Consider the following 14,593-nt stretch of genomic DNA (forward strand, 5'->3'; position numbering starts at 1 on the left):
GACCTCGCCAGGGCTCGCCGCGAGGCCCTGGCGGCGGAGGCGGCGCTGGAGGCGGGTGATCTGGCGCGCGCCAGAGCCTTCGGCGCCCGCGCGGCCCGGCGGCTGGAGGAGGCCCCGGCGGTGCACGCGCGCATCGCCCAGGTGCGGGCGCTCGCGGATTTCTGGCAGGGCTCCTACCCCGCCGCTCACCGGCTGCTGCTGGACGGCGCCGGGCGCGTCCGCGACACCGATCCCGGCCAGGCCGCGCTGCTGCTGATCCAGGCCGTGCACACCTCCTGGTACCTGGGGGAACGGCAGCTCGCGGCGACACTGGCCGAGCTGGCCGGGCTGCCGCTGGACGACGCGGACCCACTCGCGCCGGTCGCGGCCTACCTCACCCACCTCGACCGGGGCCGTGCCGAACGGCCGCCGCCACTGAGCGACACCCTCGCCGAGGTACGGCGGCGGGGCCGCGCCCCCGATCAGGCGTTGATGATCCTCAGCGGCGCGGCACTAGCGCTGGGCCAGGACGCCGACGCCTACGAGCTGGCGACCGCGCTCGCCGCAGAACACCGCGCCCGGGGCGGCGCCGGGCGGCTGCCGACGGCACTGTTCTTCATGGCCGAGGGCGAGGTGTTCACCGGGCGGCACCTGGACGCGCTCGCCACCGCGACCGAGGCCATGGCGCTCGCCCGAGACACCGGCCAGCAGCAGTGGATCAGTCAGTTCAGCAGCGTGCTCGCCTACCTGGACGCGGCCAAGGGCGAGGAGGCGGCCTGCCGGCGCAACGCCGAGGAGGCCCTGGCGGGCACGGCATCCGGGGCCGTCTCCGGCGGCGTGCCGTGGGCGCACTGGTCGCTCGGGCTGCTGGATCTCGGGCTCGGCCGCGCCGAGGCGGCGCTCACCCGCTTCGAGCGCCTGACCCGCGAGCCGATGCGCCACCACATCTGCGCCACCCGCTCCACTCCCGACCTGGTGGAGTCGGCCGTACGGGTGGGGGCGTCGGAACGCGCCGCCGAGCCTCTGGCGCGCTTCGAGCGGTGGGCCGGTTCGGTCCGGCGGCCGTGGGCCGACGCGCTCGTGCTGCGCTGCCGCGGGCTGCTCGCCGCCGACGACCAGGCCGAGGCGTTCTACACGGCGGCACTCGGCCTGCACGACCAGGACCGCCGCGCGCTGGAGTACGCCAGGACCGCGCTGCTGTACGGCGAGTGGCTGCGCAGGGCCCGGCGCAAGGCCGAGGCGCGCGGGCGGTTGACCGACGCCCTGGAGGTCTTCGACCGGCTCGGCATGCGGCCGTGGGCCGAACGCGCCCGCGGCGAGCTCACCGCGACCGGCGCCCAGGCCGCCAGGCCCGCTGCGGGGCCAGCCGCCGACCTCACCCCGCAGGAGCTGCAGATCGCCCGGCTGGCCGCGCAGGGCCTGTCCAACCGGGACATCGCCGCGCAGCTCTTCCTCAGCCACCGGACGGTCGGCTACCACCTCTACAAGGCCTATCCCAAGCTCGGCATCGCCTCCCGGGGCGAGCTGAAGGATTTCGCCGGCCGACTCGGGCTGTGAGATGGTGTCCCGATGAACCCTCCAGAGCAGGTGCTACCTGGACAAATGCTCCCCGTGGAGGTCGATGAGGTCCCGCCGGTCGAGCTGAGTCCCGGCGTGCACGTACGGATGCTTCCGGGCATGCCGGGGATCAGAACGTGGGTGATCGACCTCGCCCCTGGCGCCGAATGGCCGGACCTCGACGTCCACGACACCTACGGAGAGGCGTACTTCGTCGTGCGCGGCGAACTCGTCGAGGGCGACCGCGTCCACGGCCCGGGCACGTACGTCGCCTTCGGCCCGAAGACCAGCCACCGGCCCCGTACCGAGACCGGTGCGCGTGCCTTCGGCTTCAACTACGACGTCACCGCCTGACGGGTCCGGGCGCTACTCGGCGGACACCGCCGCACGCGCGGCCTCTCGTACCGCCTGCGCGGCGGCGGCCGGGTGGTAGCCCTCGGGGACGCCTTCGACCAGGATGATGTCGCCCTCGATGTGCCGCGAGCGCAGCGGCGCGATCTCCCGGTACTCGGGGGAGTCCCACCAGGCTCGCGCTCGGGCGAGGTCGGGGAAGCCGAGCATCACGACCGCTCCGGGCCAGCGGCCCTCCTTCACCTCGTGCTGGGCGACGTGCACCAGGTAGCGGCCGCCGTACGGCTCGAAGGTGGTGGGCAGGCGCTCCATGTACTCGGCGACCTCCGGGTGCGGAGCGGCGTCCTGCAGGTGGGCGATGACGTAGGCGGTCATGGTTCCTCCTCTGTTGTCGTGGCTGGGCGGGGCGTCGGTCAGGCTTGGGCCGGCACCTGGTCCAGGAAGCCGAGCACCTGGCTGATCCGCCCGTCGGCACCGATCACCGCGACGTCGAAGCCGACGGCGACCGGCTCGGCGCCCTCAGGTCCCAGGTGCCAGGTGAACCGGGCGATGTCGTGGTGGGCGTCCACGGCGCCGCCGAGGCTGAAGACCAGCCCGCCGAACTGCGCCTGGACCGCCGCGATGGTGGCGTCCAGCCCGGCCCTGCCCCGGACGGACACCAGCGGGTCGGTGTACACCGCGTCCTCGGCGAGGATCTCTTCCAGGACGGCCTGCCGCGCGGCGGCATCGGTCTCGTTCCACGCGGCGAGGTAGCGCTGGACCAGCTCGTTCGTGTCGCTCATGTTCGTCTCCTCAGTGGTCGTGCTCTCGTGTGACCACCACGTTAGGGAGACGGGGACGACGGGGAATCAGTCACGCTTAGGTACTTCCGTCCCATGGTCAAGACAGCACGTCAGACGGTGTGACCCGGCGCGGGAGTGGAAAGCACACCTGTACGGCAGTGACACGCGCGGAGACAGGTGACCGATGCTCGCGGACCGACCGACGCCTCGGGGCGGGCAGCCGTGAGGCTCGCCGACGCCCATGTCCTCGTCACCGGGGCCTCCTCCGGCATCGGGGCGGCCACCGCGCTGGCGCTGGCCGGCACCGGCGCTCGGCTGACGCTGGCCGGGCGCGATCGCGAGCGGCTGGCGGCCGTCGCCGCGGCCACCGGCGGGCGCGCGCTGGCCTACGACGTGGCCACCCAGACCGACGAGCTGGTCTCGCGGGCCGGGCACGTCGACGTTCTGGTGAACAACGCGGGCGTGGGGTGGGCGGGGCCGTTCGTGCGGATGCCGGCCGGCACCGCCGAGCGGTTGCTGGCGGTCAACCTCGGCGCGCCGATCGCGCTCACCCGGCTGCTGCTGCCGGGGATGGTGGCGGCGGGCCGCGGGCACCTCGTGTTCGTGGCCTCCATCGCCGGGGCGGTGGGGGTGGCGCAGGAGTCCGTCTATTCGGCCACGAAGGCGGGGCTGATGACCTTCGCGGAGGGCCTGCGGCACGAGCTGCACCACGTGCCGGGCGTCGGCGTGTCCGTGCTGCTGCCGGGGGTGGTGGACACGCCCTTCTTCGTACGGCGCGGCGCCCCGTACACGCGGGCCTGGCCGGTGCCGATCGCGCCGGAGCGGGTGGCACGGGCGATCGTGGCGGCGATCACGGACGGCCGGCCGGAGTCGTTCGTGCCGGGATGGCTGCGGGTGCCGGCCAGGCTGCGCGGGGCGGCGCCGGGAGCGTTCCGGCTGCTCGCGCGGCGCTTCGGGCGCATCCAGGGGTCAGCCGGACCTGATGGCGCGCAGTGACTCCTTCAGCGACCCGATCGTGGCCAGGACGGCGGTGGGCTCGTACCCGCAGTGCGCCATGCAGTTCGCGCACCGGGGGTCGCGGCCCCGGCCGTAGGCCGACCAGTCGGTGTCCTCGATCAGCTCGCGGTAGGTCTGGGCGTACCCGTCCGCCATCAGGTAGCACGGCCGCTGCCAGCCGAACAGCGAGTACGACGGGATGGCCCAGGCGGTGCACGGCAGCTCGATCCGGCCCTCCAGGAAGTCCAGGAACAGCGGCGAGTGGTTGAACCGCCAGCGCCGCCGCCTCCCCTCGGCGAACGCCTCGCGGAACAGCGCGCGCGTTTCCCGCACGCCCATGAACTGGTCCTGGACGGGCGCCTTCTCGTAGGCGTACGCCGGGGAGATCATCATCTGGTCCACCCCGAGTTCGTCATTGAGGTAGTTGAGCACCTCGATGACGGTCTGCGGGCTGTCCGTGGAGAAGAACGTCGTGTTGGTGGTGACCCGGAAGCCGCGCCGCTGGCACTCGCGTACGGCGGCGACCGCCTCGTCGAAGACGCCCTCCTTGCACACCGAGGCGTCGTGGCGCTCGCGCACGCCGTCGATGTGCACGGTCCAGGTGAAGTACCGCGAGGGCTGGAACTCGTCGATCTTCTTGGGGATCAGCAGCGCGTTCGTGCACAGGAACACGTACTTCTTCATGCCGACGAGACGGCGGACCATCTCGCCGATCTGCGGGTGCATGAGCGGCTCCCCGCCGGCGATGGACACCATGGGCGCGCCGCACTCCTGGATGGCGGCGACGGCCTGTTCCACCGGCATGCGCCGTTTCAGCACGTCGGCAGGGTGCTGGATCTTGCCGCAGCCGGCGCACTTGAGATTGCACGCGAACAGCGGCTCCAGCTCCACCAGCAGCGGGTACTTGGTCCGTCCCCGTATTCGCTGGCCGAGGATGTAGGAGCCGACGCGCAGGCTTTGCCGAAGCGGGATCGTCATGGGAAGGCTCCCTTGGGTAGCGAGAACTGCACGGTGAGGACGACGTCCGGCTCCTTGGCCGTCGCGCGGACGGGTTCCTGCCGGTCGGCCGCCGCGTCACGGAACGAGCGCGGCTCGGCCGGCAGGACGGTTCGGGACCCGGTGGCCGCCGCCCACCGCGCCAGGACGGGGCCGAGGTCACCGAGCGTGCGGCGGGCGGCGATGCCGCGAGGGAGTGTCGCCGGGCTCAGCAGCGGCGCGTCGGGCGTGTCGACGATGACCCGTACGGCGGCCAGCGGCCGTCCCGCGACGGCAGCGGCGTGGGCGGCCAGCGGGCCGGTCTCCATGTCCACGGCGTACGCGCCTTCCGCGGCCAGCCGGTGCCGCTCCGCGCCGCCGACCACGTGATCGGTGGTGACCAGCGGCCCGACCCTGGCCCGCAGGCCCGCGCGGGCCACCTCCCCGGCGAGGAGACGGGCGGCAGGGCAGGGATGGACCCGTCCCGCGAACCGGACCTCGCTCGCCACCAGGACGTCGCCGGGCCGCAGGCTCCTGTCGACCGCGCCGCCGAAGCCGGCCACGGCCATCGCCTCCGTGCCCTCCAGGCCGGCGGCCACACGGGCCGCGCGCCGCGGGCCGACGCCGGTGACGATCACCCGGACGCCGGCGAGGTGCGACGGCAGGCCGCGCCTGATGGCGCGGGCCTCGATCCCGAGCGCGGTGCAGATCAGCAGCTCCGTCATGAGGGGCCCTGGCCTGCCGGTTCGCGGCGCAGGTAACGTCCGAGGGCGCTGATCGGGAAGACGAGCCGGTAGAGGTGGTAGTTGATGTAGAAGTCACCGGGGAAGCCGGTGCCCGTGAAGTACGGTTCGTCCCAGGTGCCGTCCTGCCGCTGCCGCTCGACCAGCCAGCGCACTCCCCTGTCCACCGACGGCGAACGCTCACCGGCGGCCAGCAGGGCCAGCAGCGCCCAGGCGGTCTGCGAGGCGGTCGAGGCGCCGCGGCCGACCCAGACCGGTTCGCGATAGGAGCGCAGGTCCTCGCCCCAGCCGCCGTCGTCGTTCTGGTGCCGTTCCAGCCAGCCGACGGCGCGGCGCAGCGAAGGATGCCCGCGACGGACTCCCGCGGCGACGAGGGCGGGCACGACGGCCCCGGTGCCGTAGACGTGGTTCGCGCCCCAGCGCCCGAACCACGATCCGTCCGCCTCCTGCGCCTTGAGCAGCCAGACCACGGCCCTGCGCAGGGCGGGTGCGTGGGGCGACTCCTTGGCCAGGGCCTCGACGACGTGCGCGGTGACGTCGGCGGACGGGGGGTCGATCACCGCGCCGAAGTCGCAGAAGGGCAGTTTGGTGCAGAGCGTGCGGTCGTTGTCGGCGTCGAACGCCGCGAAGCCCCCGTCGCCGCTCGCCATCCCGGTCAGCCAGCGGACCCCGCGCTCGATCGCCGGCCGCGCGTCGGGGCGGGCCAGCCGGCGCAGCGCGAGCACGACCTCCGCGGTGTCGTCGGTGTCGGGGTAACCGTCGTTGTCGAACTCGAACGCCCAGCCGCCGGGCGCCAGGCCGGGTCTGCGCACGGCCCAGTCACCCGCCGTCGTGACCTCCTCGCGCAGCAGCCAGTCGGCGGCTCCGGCGACGGCCGGGTGATCGGCTGGGGTGCCCGCGTCGAGCAGCGCGTTGACCGCCAGCGCCGTGTCCCAGACGGGTGACTGGCACGCCTCCACCCGGCGTCCCCGCTGGTCGCGGATGGTGAACCGGTCGAGCCCGCCGATCGCCCCGCGCATCACCGGGTGGTCGAGGCGGTAGCCGGACAGGTGGAGGGCGATGATCGAGTACACCCATGGAGGCTGGATGCCGCCCCAGGAGCCGTCGGCCTCCTGGCGTGCGACGATCCAGTCGACGGCCCGCCGCAGCGCGGCCCGGCGCAGGTTCGGCGACGGGCGCCGCTCGTACCGGTGCAGCCCCTTGTCCAGCGCGCCGAACACCGCGGCCCAGCCCCCGCGTACGGCACGGCGCGGCGCCCTGCCGCTACGCAGCTCGGGCAGCCCGAACGGCAGCTCGCGCACCGGCCGGTGCGCGGTAACGACGGTCAGGGGCACGATCGTCTGCCTGGCCCAGCAGGCCCAGTCGTAGATGTTGAGCGGGAACCACGAGGGCAGGAACATGATCTCGGGAGGCATGACGGGCAGGTCCCGCCACGACCACTCCCCGAACAGGGCCAGCCAGATACGGGTGAACACCCGGCTCGCCTCGATCCCGCCCATGGTCAGCACCTGCTTGGCCGCGGCACGCATGTGCTCCGCGTCGGGTGGATCGCCCGCGAGGCGCAGCGCGGTGTACGCCTCGATCGTGGTGGACAGATCCGCCGGCCCGCCGTGGAAGTTGGCCCACGTGCCGTCGGCCCGCTGCTCGGAGCGGATCCACCGGGCCGCCTCCGCCGTCTCCTGCTCGGTGCGGATGCCGAGGAACTGCCGCAGCAGCAGATCCTCCGCGTCCATGGTCACGTTGGTCTGCAGCTCGCCCTTCCACCAGCCCTCGGGCGACCGCAGGCCGATCAGGTGGTCGCTGGCGGCCTGGAGGGCGTGCTCGGCGTCGGTGCGCAGGCTCTGGGGCGTGTCGAGGGTGGTCATGTCAATGGTCCCTGGAGGTGATGAACCGGGCGATGCGCAGGAATTCATCGCGCACGTCCGCGGGCATGTCAGCGTCCGAGAGGCACCTGGCCGCGGCGTCGAGGCGCCGCCCGGCCTCCTGCTCCGCCCACGCCCGGCCACCTGCCTCCTCGACCAGGCGGGCGGCGTCGCGCAGGTCGGCCTCCGTGAGCTGCCCCGGCCTGGCCAGCAGTTCGGCGAGGTGGTGTCCGGCCTCCGTGCCGCCGGTGAGCGCGGCCACCATGGGGAGGCTCTTCTTGCGGGCCCGCAGGTCCGACAGCACCGGCTTGCCGGTCACCTCGGTGCTGCCCCAGATGCCGAGCAGGTCGTCGGCCAGTTGGAAGGCCAGACCGGCCTCGGCGCCGAACGCGGCCAGCGCGCCGGCCAGCGGGGCGGGGCCCGCCACCGCCGTCACCCCGATCGAGCAGGCGCAGGCCAGCAGCGAGGCGGTCTTGTGACGCGACATCCGCAGGCACTCTTCCCTCGTCACGTCGTCGCGATCCTGGAACTCCAGATCGAGGGCCTGGCCGGCGAGGAGCGAGAGCGTGGCGTGATTGACCGCGCGGGCGGCCGCCACGGAGCCGGGGGTGCCCTGCTCCAGCAGGAGCTCCCCGGCCAGGACGAGCAGCGCGTTGCCGCCGAGGATCGCCTCGGAGCGGCCGAAGACCGTCCAGGCGGACGGGCGGTGGCGGCGCACCGGGTCGTCGTCCATGACGTCGTCGTGCAGGAGGGAGAACGCGTGCACCAACTCCACCGCCGCGGCGGCGGGCAGGCACCGTTCGACGTCGGCCTGCGCCGCCCGGCCCGACAGCACGACGAGCGCGGGCCGCAGCGCCTTGCCGCCCGCGACGTGCGGCCGCCCCGAGGCGTCGGTCCAGCCGAAGTGGTAGCGGGCGACGCGGGCGGTGTGCGGGTCGAGGCGGTCGACGGCCTCGCGCAGCACCGGGTCGACGAGTTCGCGGGCGGCCTGCGCCGGTGGCAGGGTGAGGGTCATGAGGCGCTCTCCTGATGTCGCACGTGGTGTCTGACCAGGCGAGCCGCGTGGAGTCCGCTGCGCACGGCGCCCTCCATCGTGTCGGGCCAGCCGGTGTCGGTCCAGGCGCCGGCGAGATAGAGGCCGGGCCAGCGGGTGGCGCCGTGCGGGCGGAGCGCTCCGCTGCCCGGGGCCTGACGGAACGTCGCGCGCCGTTCCCTGGTGACGAAGAAGTCGGTCAACCTGGCCTCGCGCGCGGCCGGGAACACCGAGCGCAACTCGGGGACGAAGGCCGCGCGGATGTCCGCGGTCGGGCGGTCGATCCACGTGTCCGCGACCGACACCGAGACGGCCAGATACTGGCCCTTGCCGAGCCCGGCCACTCGGGTCTTGTCGAACACCCACTGCACGGGCGAGCCGGTGACCGCGACGAACGGCATCCGCATGACGGGCCGGTCGTAGAGCGCGTGGACGTTGATGATGGGGCTCGCGTCCAGGGCGCTCCACGCGTCCCTGCCGGGCGCCGCCCCTGCGGGGACCAGCGTCGCGGCCTGCTCGTGACGCGTGGCCACAACGACCGCCGACGCCTTCGTCCTGACGCCGTCCACGATGACGGCGTCCGGCTCGATGGCCGTGACCTTCGCCGACAGGCGCACCACCCCGCCGCGCCGCGCGATGGCCTCCTGGGCCGCGGTGTCGTGCAGCCGGCCGAGCGGGACCAGGGGGATGCCGAGGTCGGCGGCGTCCGGCCGGCCGAGCAGGGCGGTCTTGAACACCTTCACCGCCGGGCCGAGCGCGACCTCCTCGACGCCCGTGTTCAGGGCCGCGACCGCGAGCAGGTCCCAGAGCGCCTGCCGGACCGGGGCGCCCTGGCCGTGCGCCGCCAGCCAGCTCCCGAACGTCATCGTGTCGAGCACCGGATCCGCGGGGTCGAGCCTGCTCAGCGCGAGCGAGCCGCGCAGGGCCTGGATCCGGTCGCCCGGCCCGAGCAGGCGGTATCCCGCGAGCGCGGGCACGAAGTGGAGCGGGCCGGGCAGCGAGGCGCGGCGCAGCCGCCCCGACCGGCCGGCCCCGCCGAGCACCCGCACGTCGAACCGGTTCTGCAGGCTGACCAGGGCGGTGCCGCCGAGCCGGTCGAGCAGCCCCCGGTACGCCGTGCAGCAGCGGAGGAAGACGTGCTGGCCGTTGTCCACCGTCAGCCCGCCGCGCTGGAAGGAGTGCGCCGCCCCGCCCAGCCTCGGGCGGGCCTCGTACAGCGTCACGGGGCAGCCGGCCTCCGCGAGCGCGAGGGCGGCGGTGATGCCGGCCAGGCCGCCGCCGACCACGGCCACCGGCGCGATCGTCGTCGCGGGCCTCGTCGCGGGCATCCCAGGGAGCGTCATCGGCGCGCCTCTCACGGTGACGGCAGCCGTCGCGCCGGCGCCGGCCGCCTCATGGTCACGAGGAGACGGGCCCACCCACCGAGCAGGCGTACGCGGCGCGGCCGGACGGCCCGGCCCAGAACGTCGTAACGGGCGTCTCTCAGCGCGGCCAGGGTCGCGTGGCCGCCCGCGACATAGCCCGCGACCGCCGTACGGGCGAAGCCGGACAGCGTGCCGACGATCGTCTCTCCCTCGGCCAGCATCGCCCCGGCCCGTTCGGCCTGCGCGGCCACCACCTCGCGCAACCGCGGTGACGTGGCCGTCGCCGCGAGATGCCCGATCGGGCACCCCGCCCTGCGCAGGTCCTCCCCCGGCAGGTAGACGCGACCGCGCCGGTAGTCCTCCCCCACGTCCTGGCAGTGCTCGATGATCTGCAACGCAGAGCACACCTTGTCGGACAGGGCCAGCCGGGCATCGCTGACCTCGCCGAACACCCACAGCACGAGATGGCCGACCGGATTGGCCGACAGCTCGCAGTAGCCGAGGAGCCCGTCGAACGTCTCGTAGCGGACGACCTGCTGGTCGCGCCGGTTGGCCGCCACGAGGCGGTGGAACGGGTCGGCGGGTACCGAGCACTCCCTGACGGTGCGGGCCAGCCCGCGGACCGGCCCGAGCCGTGGCGGGCGGCCGTCGTACAGGCGGGCCAGGTCGGCGTCCACCTCGTCCAGCAGCCGCAGGCGGTCATCGGGGTGCGCGTCGTCGCCGATGTCGTCCACCGAGCGGGCGAAGCCGTACACGGCCATGAGATGGTCGCGCTGTCGGCGGGGAAGCAGTCGGGAGGCCACCGGGAAGTTCTCCCGGCGCGCCTTTTCCACCGGCACCCGCCAATGGCTTCTCCCTGCCGCCCGCACGACAGGGAACTATCCGCTGCCGGGCGGCACAAAACATGGGTAATTGGGGCTATATTTCGTTGCCCGCTGATTGGCGCTGAATTTACTCGTCGGTGATTTGGAAAAGGGTGTTGGAATTACCGGGAAAGGGGAGTGGTCCCGTTATACGAACGCGCCCCCACGCCGTGGTCGCGCAGCGGGCCCACGTTCAGGCCCATGAGCCTGCAGCGGTCCACGAGCGCGGGGAGGGCGCTGAGCGCCGAGCGCCAGGAACCAGGGACGGAGGCGTGGTCGGAGTCATGCAGCACGACGGTCGCCCCGCCGCGCAACCCGGCCGCCACGGTGGCCAGGACCGAGCCGGGCGTGGCCGCCGCCTCCCAGTCCCGGCCCCAGGCGGTCCACAGCACGGGGCGCAGTCCCCTCATGCGGGCGGAGACGAGCGCCTCCAGGCTGAGCGCCCCGTACGGCGGGCGGTACCACGCCGCGCACCCGCCCACCGCCCTCACCAGCTCGACGGTTCTGCCGATGTCGGCTGCCTGCCGTCCCGGAAGGGCCAGCAGGGCGTTGTCGTGCCGCCAGCCGTGCACGGCCAGCTCGTGACCCTCGGCCACGATGCGGCGGCCCAGCCACTGGTGGCGTTCGAGCAGTTCGCCGAGGACGAAGAAGGTCGCGTGACAGTTGAGCCGCTCCAGCTCGTCCAGGAAGCGCGGGGTCGAGTCGGGGTGGGGTCCGTCGTCGAACGTGAGCGCCACATGACCGGGATCGCCGACGCCGGCGATCCCGGGCAGCCGCCGCCGTACCGAGGGCAGCCAGGTGGCGGCGGGACCGGCGTGCAGCAGCGCCAGGCCGGCGAGCCCGAGCGGCAGCGCGACGCGGCGCATCCTCGCGGACCCGTCGCGGGAGGAGGCGCGGCCGGCCGTGGAAGGTGAGCCGATCCGAGGAAGTGAGCCGCCCGAGCGGGCGGGGCGCGAGCGGCGTCGCCGGGTGCTCATCCTCAGCGCGTCGATGGGCAACGGCCATGACGGGGTCGCCGCCGAACTGGCCGCCCGGCTCACCGCCGAGAATGCCGATGCCGAGATCATCGATGTCCTCCACCTGTTCCCGCTCCGGCTGGGATCGGCGCTACGTCGCGGGTACCGCTGGATGATCCTGCGCGCCCCCTGGCTCTACGAGGTCATCTACCAGGTCTTCTTCGTCGGCAAACGGTCCGGCGGCACGTCGCCGCTCACGGCGCTCGCCGCCCCTCGCCTGCGCCGTCTCGTCGCCGCCGGGTCGCCCGACGAGATCGTCTCGACCTTTCACCTGGCGGCCCAGATCACCGGACGGCTGCGCGAGCGCGGCCGGCTGCGCTGCCCGAGCACCGTGCTGGTCACGGACTTCGCGGTGCATCACCTGTGGCTGCACTCGGGCAACGACCGCTGCCTGAGCCCGAACGGAGACGTCGTCGGGGAGATCGCCGTCCGGACCCGCCGGTCGGCGCTGCGTTGCGCGCCGGTCGTGCGCCCGGAGTTCACGCGGACGCCGGCCGGCCGGTCGGGCATGGACTCCGGCGGACGGTTCGTGCTGGTGTCGGGAGGGGCGTGGGGAGTCGGGGACATCGTCGCGACCGCGCGCGCCCTGGTCGGTTCCGGGCGGTACACGCCGCTCGTCCTGTGCGGGAACAACGCACGGCTGCGCCGCCGCCTGGAGTCCGACGGTCTGGGCCGGGCGCTCGGGTGGCGTGACGACGTGCCGGAGCTGATGGCGGACGCCTACGCCCTGGTCGACAACGGCTCAGGAGTGACCTGCTGGGAGGCTTTCTCGGCCGGGCTGCCGGTCGTCATCCACCGGCCCATCCCCGGCCACGGCGTGGCCAGCGCGCGGGCGATGGCCGAGGCCAGCGTGGTCAGCCACACCGGCACCGCGTCCGGGCTGCTGGACGCGCTGGACCTGCTGGAGGACGAGGCAGCGCGCAGGCGCCGGACGGACCGGGCTTTCGCGCTGTTCTCCGCGCTGCCGGTCCAGGCGGGGCTCATCTCCGCGCCGGGGCGGTCGCGCCACGGGTCTGGATGAGCTGCGACCTGGCCAGCACGACGACGCCGTACGCCAGCAGCCCGGCGCCTGCCGCCTCGAACACCAGCCACGACCCGGTACGGATCGGCTCCCCGAACATCAGCGCGCCGTACAGGATGCCCGCCAGGGGGTCACTGATGGTCAAGGCTGGCTGGGCGACCACCAAGGGGCCGCTGTGCAGGGTGTTCTGCAGGAGGAACAGGCTGCACAGGCCCGCGGCCACCATCGCGTACGGCGCCCAGGACACCGGCAGCGCACCCGGATCCTCCTCCAGTATGGTCATGCACTTCTTGATGAGCGTGGCCGTGAAGGCGAAGCCGATGCCCGCGGCCACGCCCAGCAGGGCGGGGCGGATCGGCCCGCCGGCTCTGGCCCCCGCCGCCACCAGCGCGGCGGCCACCGCCGTGGTCACGAGGGCGGCGGCGATCCACGCGGCGGTGTCCGGCACCCACTGCCCCGGGCCCGGATCCGCCGCGGCGAGGAACAGCGCGAGACCGGCCGACAACGCGCCGATCGCCAGCCACTCCCGCCGGTCGGGAACCGTGCCGAACGCCCAGGCGAGAATGATCACGGTGAACGCGAGTTCGACCACCAGAACCGGCTGGACCAGGGAGATGCCCCCCACGGCCAGCGCGGCCGCCTGGAAGACGAAGCCCCCGATCATCGCCACTATCGCCCATCGCCACAGCGTGTTCCCGAGAAGCGCCCAGATCAGGCCGAGCCGCAACCCCAACTCCGCCGGCACCGTCTGCGCCGCCTGTCGCTGGAGCACCGTCGAAGTGGCGTTGCACAGCGCGGCGACCACCGCCAGCAGCGCGGCGGTCAATGACTGGGTCACGCCGGCCACCTCGACCACACACCGCAGCGGCGCCGGCCGGGGCGCCTGGCACTCCGGTGCCGACCGGGGAACCTGGCGGCACTCCCCCGGCGGCGCCGGATCGCCCTGACCATGCCCTAGCCGCCTCTCCCGCGCCTGGCGCGGGCGAGGGCACGCACCGCGACCAGCGACTTCTCCCCCGTCGTCAGCGACATCCTGGCCGCCAGCGCCAGGCCGGGATCGGCGGCGATGCGGTCGAGCAGTGACCGGTAGATGCCGGCCATGGTGGCCGTGCAGGCGGCGCTGCGGGCGTCCAGCATGGGCAGCAGGCGCATCCCGGCCGCGAACCAGTCGCGCGCCCGGTCCGCCTCGAACCTGATGAGTTCGGCCAGGTGCTCCGGTGGATCGCTGAACCGGCCGTGCGCGTCGATGCCCAGCGTGCAGCCGAACCGTTCGAGGTCGTGGGCGGGCAGGTAGATCCGCTGGAACATCCGGTCCTCGCGCAGGTCGCGGAGGATGTTGGTGATCTGCAGGGCCACGCCGAGCGCGTCGGCGAGCGGTCTGGCCGCCTCGGCGTCGTCCGTGCCGAACACCCCCAGCGAGAGCCGCCCGATCGAACCGGCGACACACCGGCAGTAGCCGACCAGGTCGTCGAACGTCTCGTACGTCGTCCCGCGTACGTCGGCCGCGCAGCCGTCGACGAGATCCTCGAACGCCGCGAGCGGTATCGGATAGCGGCCGGCCGCCTCCAGCAGCGCCACCAGCACGAGGTCGTGTTGCGCGGGAGCGGTCCCGTCGAGCATCCCGCGCACCGCGGACAGGTGCGCCAGTCGCGTCTCGGCGGGACCGTCGCCGTCGGCGATGTCGTCGATCCTGCGGGCCAGCGCGTAGACGGCGCTCAGCGCGCGGCGTTTGCGGGCGGGCAGCAGTCGCAGACCGTACGAGAAGTTGCGGGCCTGACCGCGCATGATCTGCTCGCAGTGGCGGTAGGCGTCATCGACGCGGCGGTACGCATCGACGCCCGTCGCCCCGGCCCGGTCCCGCGAAGAGGCGGAACCCTGCCGTCGCCAGAGATTTGTGGTTCTGGCGAACTTCATGGTTGCGACGGCCGTATGTGTAGATTCCTCCCGGACATGGGTGATGGCTGTCCGTGATCTCGCGACGATAAACTCGAACATCGGCCAGGCGATGGCTTGCCGGACAATTACCAGGCGAACAATTTAGGTGCGGATGA

15 protein-coding genes are annotated in these 14,593 nt (G+C 73.5%); 4 read left to right on the forward strand and 11 right to left on the reverse strand.

Going from position 1 to position 14,593, the window contains the following annotated elements; translation table 11 throughout:
* Together ABD844_RS45515 and ABD844_RS45520 are read left to right on the forward strand one after the other, a co-directional pair.
* On the forward strand, positions 1-1,536 hold a 1,536-nt coding region (locus tag ABD844_RS45515), incomplete at its 5' end, for a helix-turn-helix transcriptional regulator (RefSeq protein ID WP_344893612.1).
* A gap of 12 nt (positions 1,537-1,548) precedes the next feature.
* Positions 1,549-1,890 carry a cupin domain-containing protein gene (locus ABD844_RS45520; RefSeq protein WP_344893615.1) on the forward strand — a complete coding sequence of 114 codons (342 nt, stop codon included), beginning with the start codon at positions 1,549-1,551 and terminating at the stop codon, positions 1,888-1,890.
* Between the two features lie 12 nt (positions 1,891-1,902).
* Here the strand turns inward: ABD844_RS45520 and ABD844_RS45525 are convergent, their stop codons facing one another.
* A complete protein-coding gene (locus ABD844_RS45525; protein WP_344893617.1) occupies positions 1,903-2,262 on the reverse strand; it encodes a DUF1330 domain-containing protein in 360 nt (119 codons plus the stop codon).
* Between the two features lie 38 nt (positions 2,263-2,300).
* Positions 2,301-2,669, reverse strand: a complete 369-nt coding sequence (locus tag ABD844_RS45530) for a nuclear transport factor 2 family protein (protein WP_344893620.1) — start codon at positions 2,667-2,669, stop codon at positions 2,301-2,303.
* Positions 2,670-2,891: 222 nt separating this feature from the next.
* Between ABD844_RS45530 and ABD844_RS45535 the strand changes: the two genes are divergently transcribed.
* Positions 2,892-3,665, forward strand: coding sequence for an SDR family NAD(P)-dependent oxidoreductase (locus tag ABD844_RS45535; RefSeq protein ID WP_344893623.1), 774 nt, complete (start codon positions 2,892-2,894; stop codon positions 3,663-3,665).
* On the opposite strand, the gene hpnH is transcribed toward ABD844_RS45535, so the two are convergent.
* The 7 genes from hpnH to ABD844_RS45570 form a co-directional block, all read right to left on the reverse strand.
* A complete protein-coding gene (gene hpnH / locus ABD844_RS45540) occupies positions 3,639-4,643 on the reverse strand; it encodes an adenosyl-hopene transferase HpnH (protein ID WP_344893626.1) in 1,005 nt (334 codons plus the stop codon). The two genes, ABD844_RS45535 and hpnH, sit on opposite strands and share 27 nt — an antisense overlap.
* A complete protein-coding gene (locus ABD844_RS45545) occupies positions 4,640-5,365 on the reverse strand; it encodes a phosphorylase family protein (protein ID WP_344893629.1) in 726 nt (241 codons plus the stop codon). The genes hpnH and ABD844_RS45545 overlap by 4 nt, the downstream gene beginning before the upstream one ends.
* Positions 5,362-7,248 (reverse strand): squalene--hopene cyclase, encoded by a 1,887-nt coding sequence (gene shc, locus ABD844_RS45550; RefSeq protein ID WP_344893632.1) that lies wholly within the window; start codon positions 7,246-7,248, stop codon positions 5,362-5,364. The genes ABD844_RS45545 and shc overlap by 4 nt, the downstream gene beginning before the upstream one ends.
* 1 nt (position 7,249) lies before the next feature.
* Positions 7,250-8,260: a polyprenyl synthetase family protein gene (locus tag ABD844_RS45555; RefSeq protein WP_344893635.1), complete on the reverse strand. Its 1,011-nt coding sequence runs from the start codon at positions 8,258-8,260 to the stop codon at positions 7,250-7,252.
* Positions 8,257-9,606, reverse strand: a complete 1,350-nt coding sequence (gene hpnE, locus ABD844_RS45560; protein ID WP_344893638.1) for a hydroxysqualene dehydroxylase HpnE — start codon at positions 9,604-9,606, stop codon at positions 8,257-8,259. The genes ABD844_RS45555 and hpnE overlap by 4 nt, the downstream gene beginning before the upstream one ends.
* 26 nt (positions 9,607-9,632) lie before the next feature.
* Positions 9,633-10,481, reverse strand: a complete 849-nt coding sequence (hpnC, locus tag ABD844_RS45565; RefSeq protein WP_344893641.1) for a squalene synthase HpnC — start codon at positions 10,479-10,481, stop codon at positions 9,633-9,635.
* 146 nt (positions 10,482-10,627) lie between these two features.
* The gene (locus ABD844_RS45570; protein ID WP_344893644.1) at positions 10,628-11,371 is read right to left on the reverse strand and encodes a polysaccharide deacetylase family protein; all 744 of its coding nucleotides are present in this window, start codon (positions 11,369-11,371) and stop codon (positions 10,628-10,630) included.
* Positions 11,372-11,408: 37 nt separating this feature from the next.
* On the opposite strand from ABD844_RS45570, the gene ABD844_RS45575 reads away from it, so the two are divergent.
* Positions 11,409-12,542, forward strand: a complete 1,134-nt coding sequence (locus ABD844_RS45575; RefSeq protein WP_344893647.1) for an MGDG synthase family glycosyltransferase — start codon at positions 11,409-11,411, stop codon at positions 12,540-12,542.
* On the opposite strand, the gene ABD844_RS45580 is transcribed toward ABD844_RS45575, so the two are convergent.
* Positions 12,502-13,380, reverse strand: a complete 879-nt coding sequence (locus tag ABD844_RS45580; RefSeq protein ID WP_344893650.1) for a DMT family transporter — start codon at positions 13,378-13,380, stop codon at positions 12,502-12,504. The two genes, ABD844_RS45575 and ABD844_RS45580, sit on opposite strands and share 41 nt — an antisense overlap.
* Positions 13,381-13,496: 116 nt before the next feature.
* Positions 13,497-14,456, reverse strand: a complete 960-nt coding sequence (locus tag ABD844_RS45585) for a phytoene/squalene synthase family protein (protein ID WP_344893653.1) — start codon at positions 14,454-14,456, stop codon at positions 13,497-13,499.
* Positions 14,457-14,593: the final 137 nt, after the last annotated feature.

The organism is Nonomuraea antimicrobica (genome assembly GCF_039536965.1).
Taxonomy (GTDB): domain Bacteria; phylum Actinomycetota; class Actinomycetes; order Streptosporangiales; family Streptosporangiaceae; genus Nonomuraea; species Nonomuraea antimicrobica.

Bases quoted from the DNA above. Each gene is read 5' to 3' on its own strand.
- ABD844_RS45520 (WP_344893615.1), top strand. From the start codon at position 1,549: ATGAACCCTCCAGAGCAGGTGCTACCTGGACAAATGCTCCCCGTGGAG.
- ABD844_RS45525 (WP_344893617.1), bottom strand. From the start codon at position 2,262: ATGACCGCCTACGTCATCGCCCACCTGCAGGACGCCGCTCCGCACCCG.
- ABD844_RS45530 (WP_344893620.1), bottom strand. From the start codon at position 2,669: ATGAGCGACACGAACGAGCTGGTCCAGCGCTACCTCGCCGCGTGGAAC.
- hpnH (WP_344893626.1), bottom strand. From the start codon at position 4,643: ATGACGATCCCGCTTCGGCAAAGCCTGCGCGTCGGCTCCTACATCCTC.
- ABD844_RS45545 (WP_344893629.1), bottom strand. From the start codon at position 5,365: ATGACGGAGCTGCTGATCTGCACCGCGCTCGGGATCGAGGCCCGCGCC.
- shc (WP_344893632.1), bottom strand. From the start codon at position 7,248: ATGACCACCCTCGACACGCCCCAGAGCCTGCGCACCGACGCCGAGCAC.
- ABD844_RS45555 (WP_344893635.1), bottom strand. From the start codon at position 8,260: ATGACCCTCACCCTGCCACCGGCGCAGGCCGCCCGCGAACTCGTCGAC.
- hpnE (WP_344893638.1), bottom strand. From the start codon at position 9,606: ATGCCCGCGACGAGGCCCGCGACGACGATCGCGCCGGTGGCCGTGGTC.
- ABD844_RS45570 (WP_344893644.1), bottom strand. From the start codon at position 11,371: ATGCGCCGCGTCGCGCTGCCGCTCGGGCTCGCCGGCCTGGCGCTGCTG.
- ABD844_RS45585 (WP_344893653.1), bottom strand. From the start codon at position 14,456: ATGAAGTTCGCCAGAACCACAAATCTCTGGCGACGGCAGGGTTCCGCC.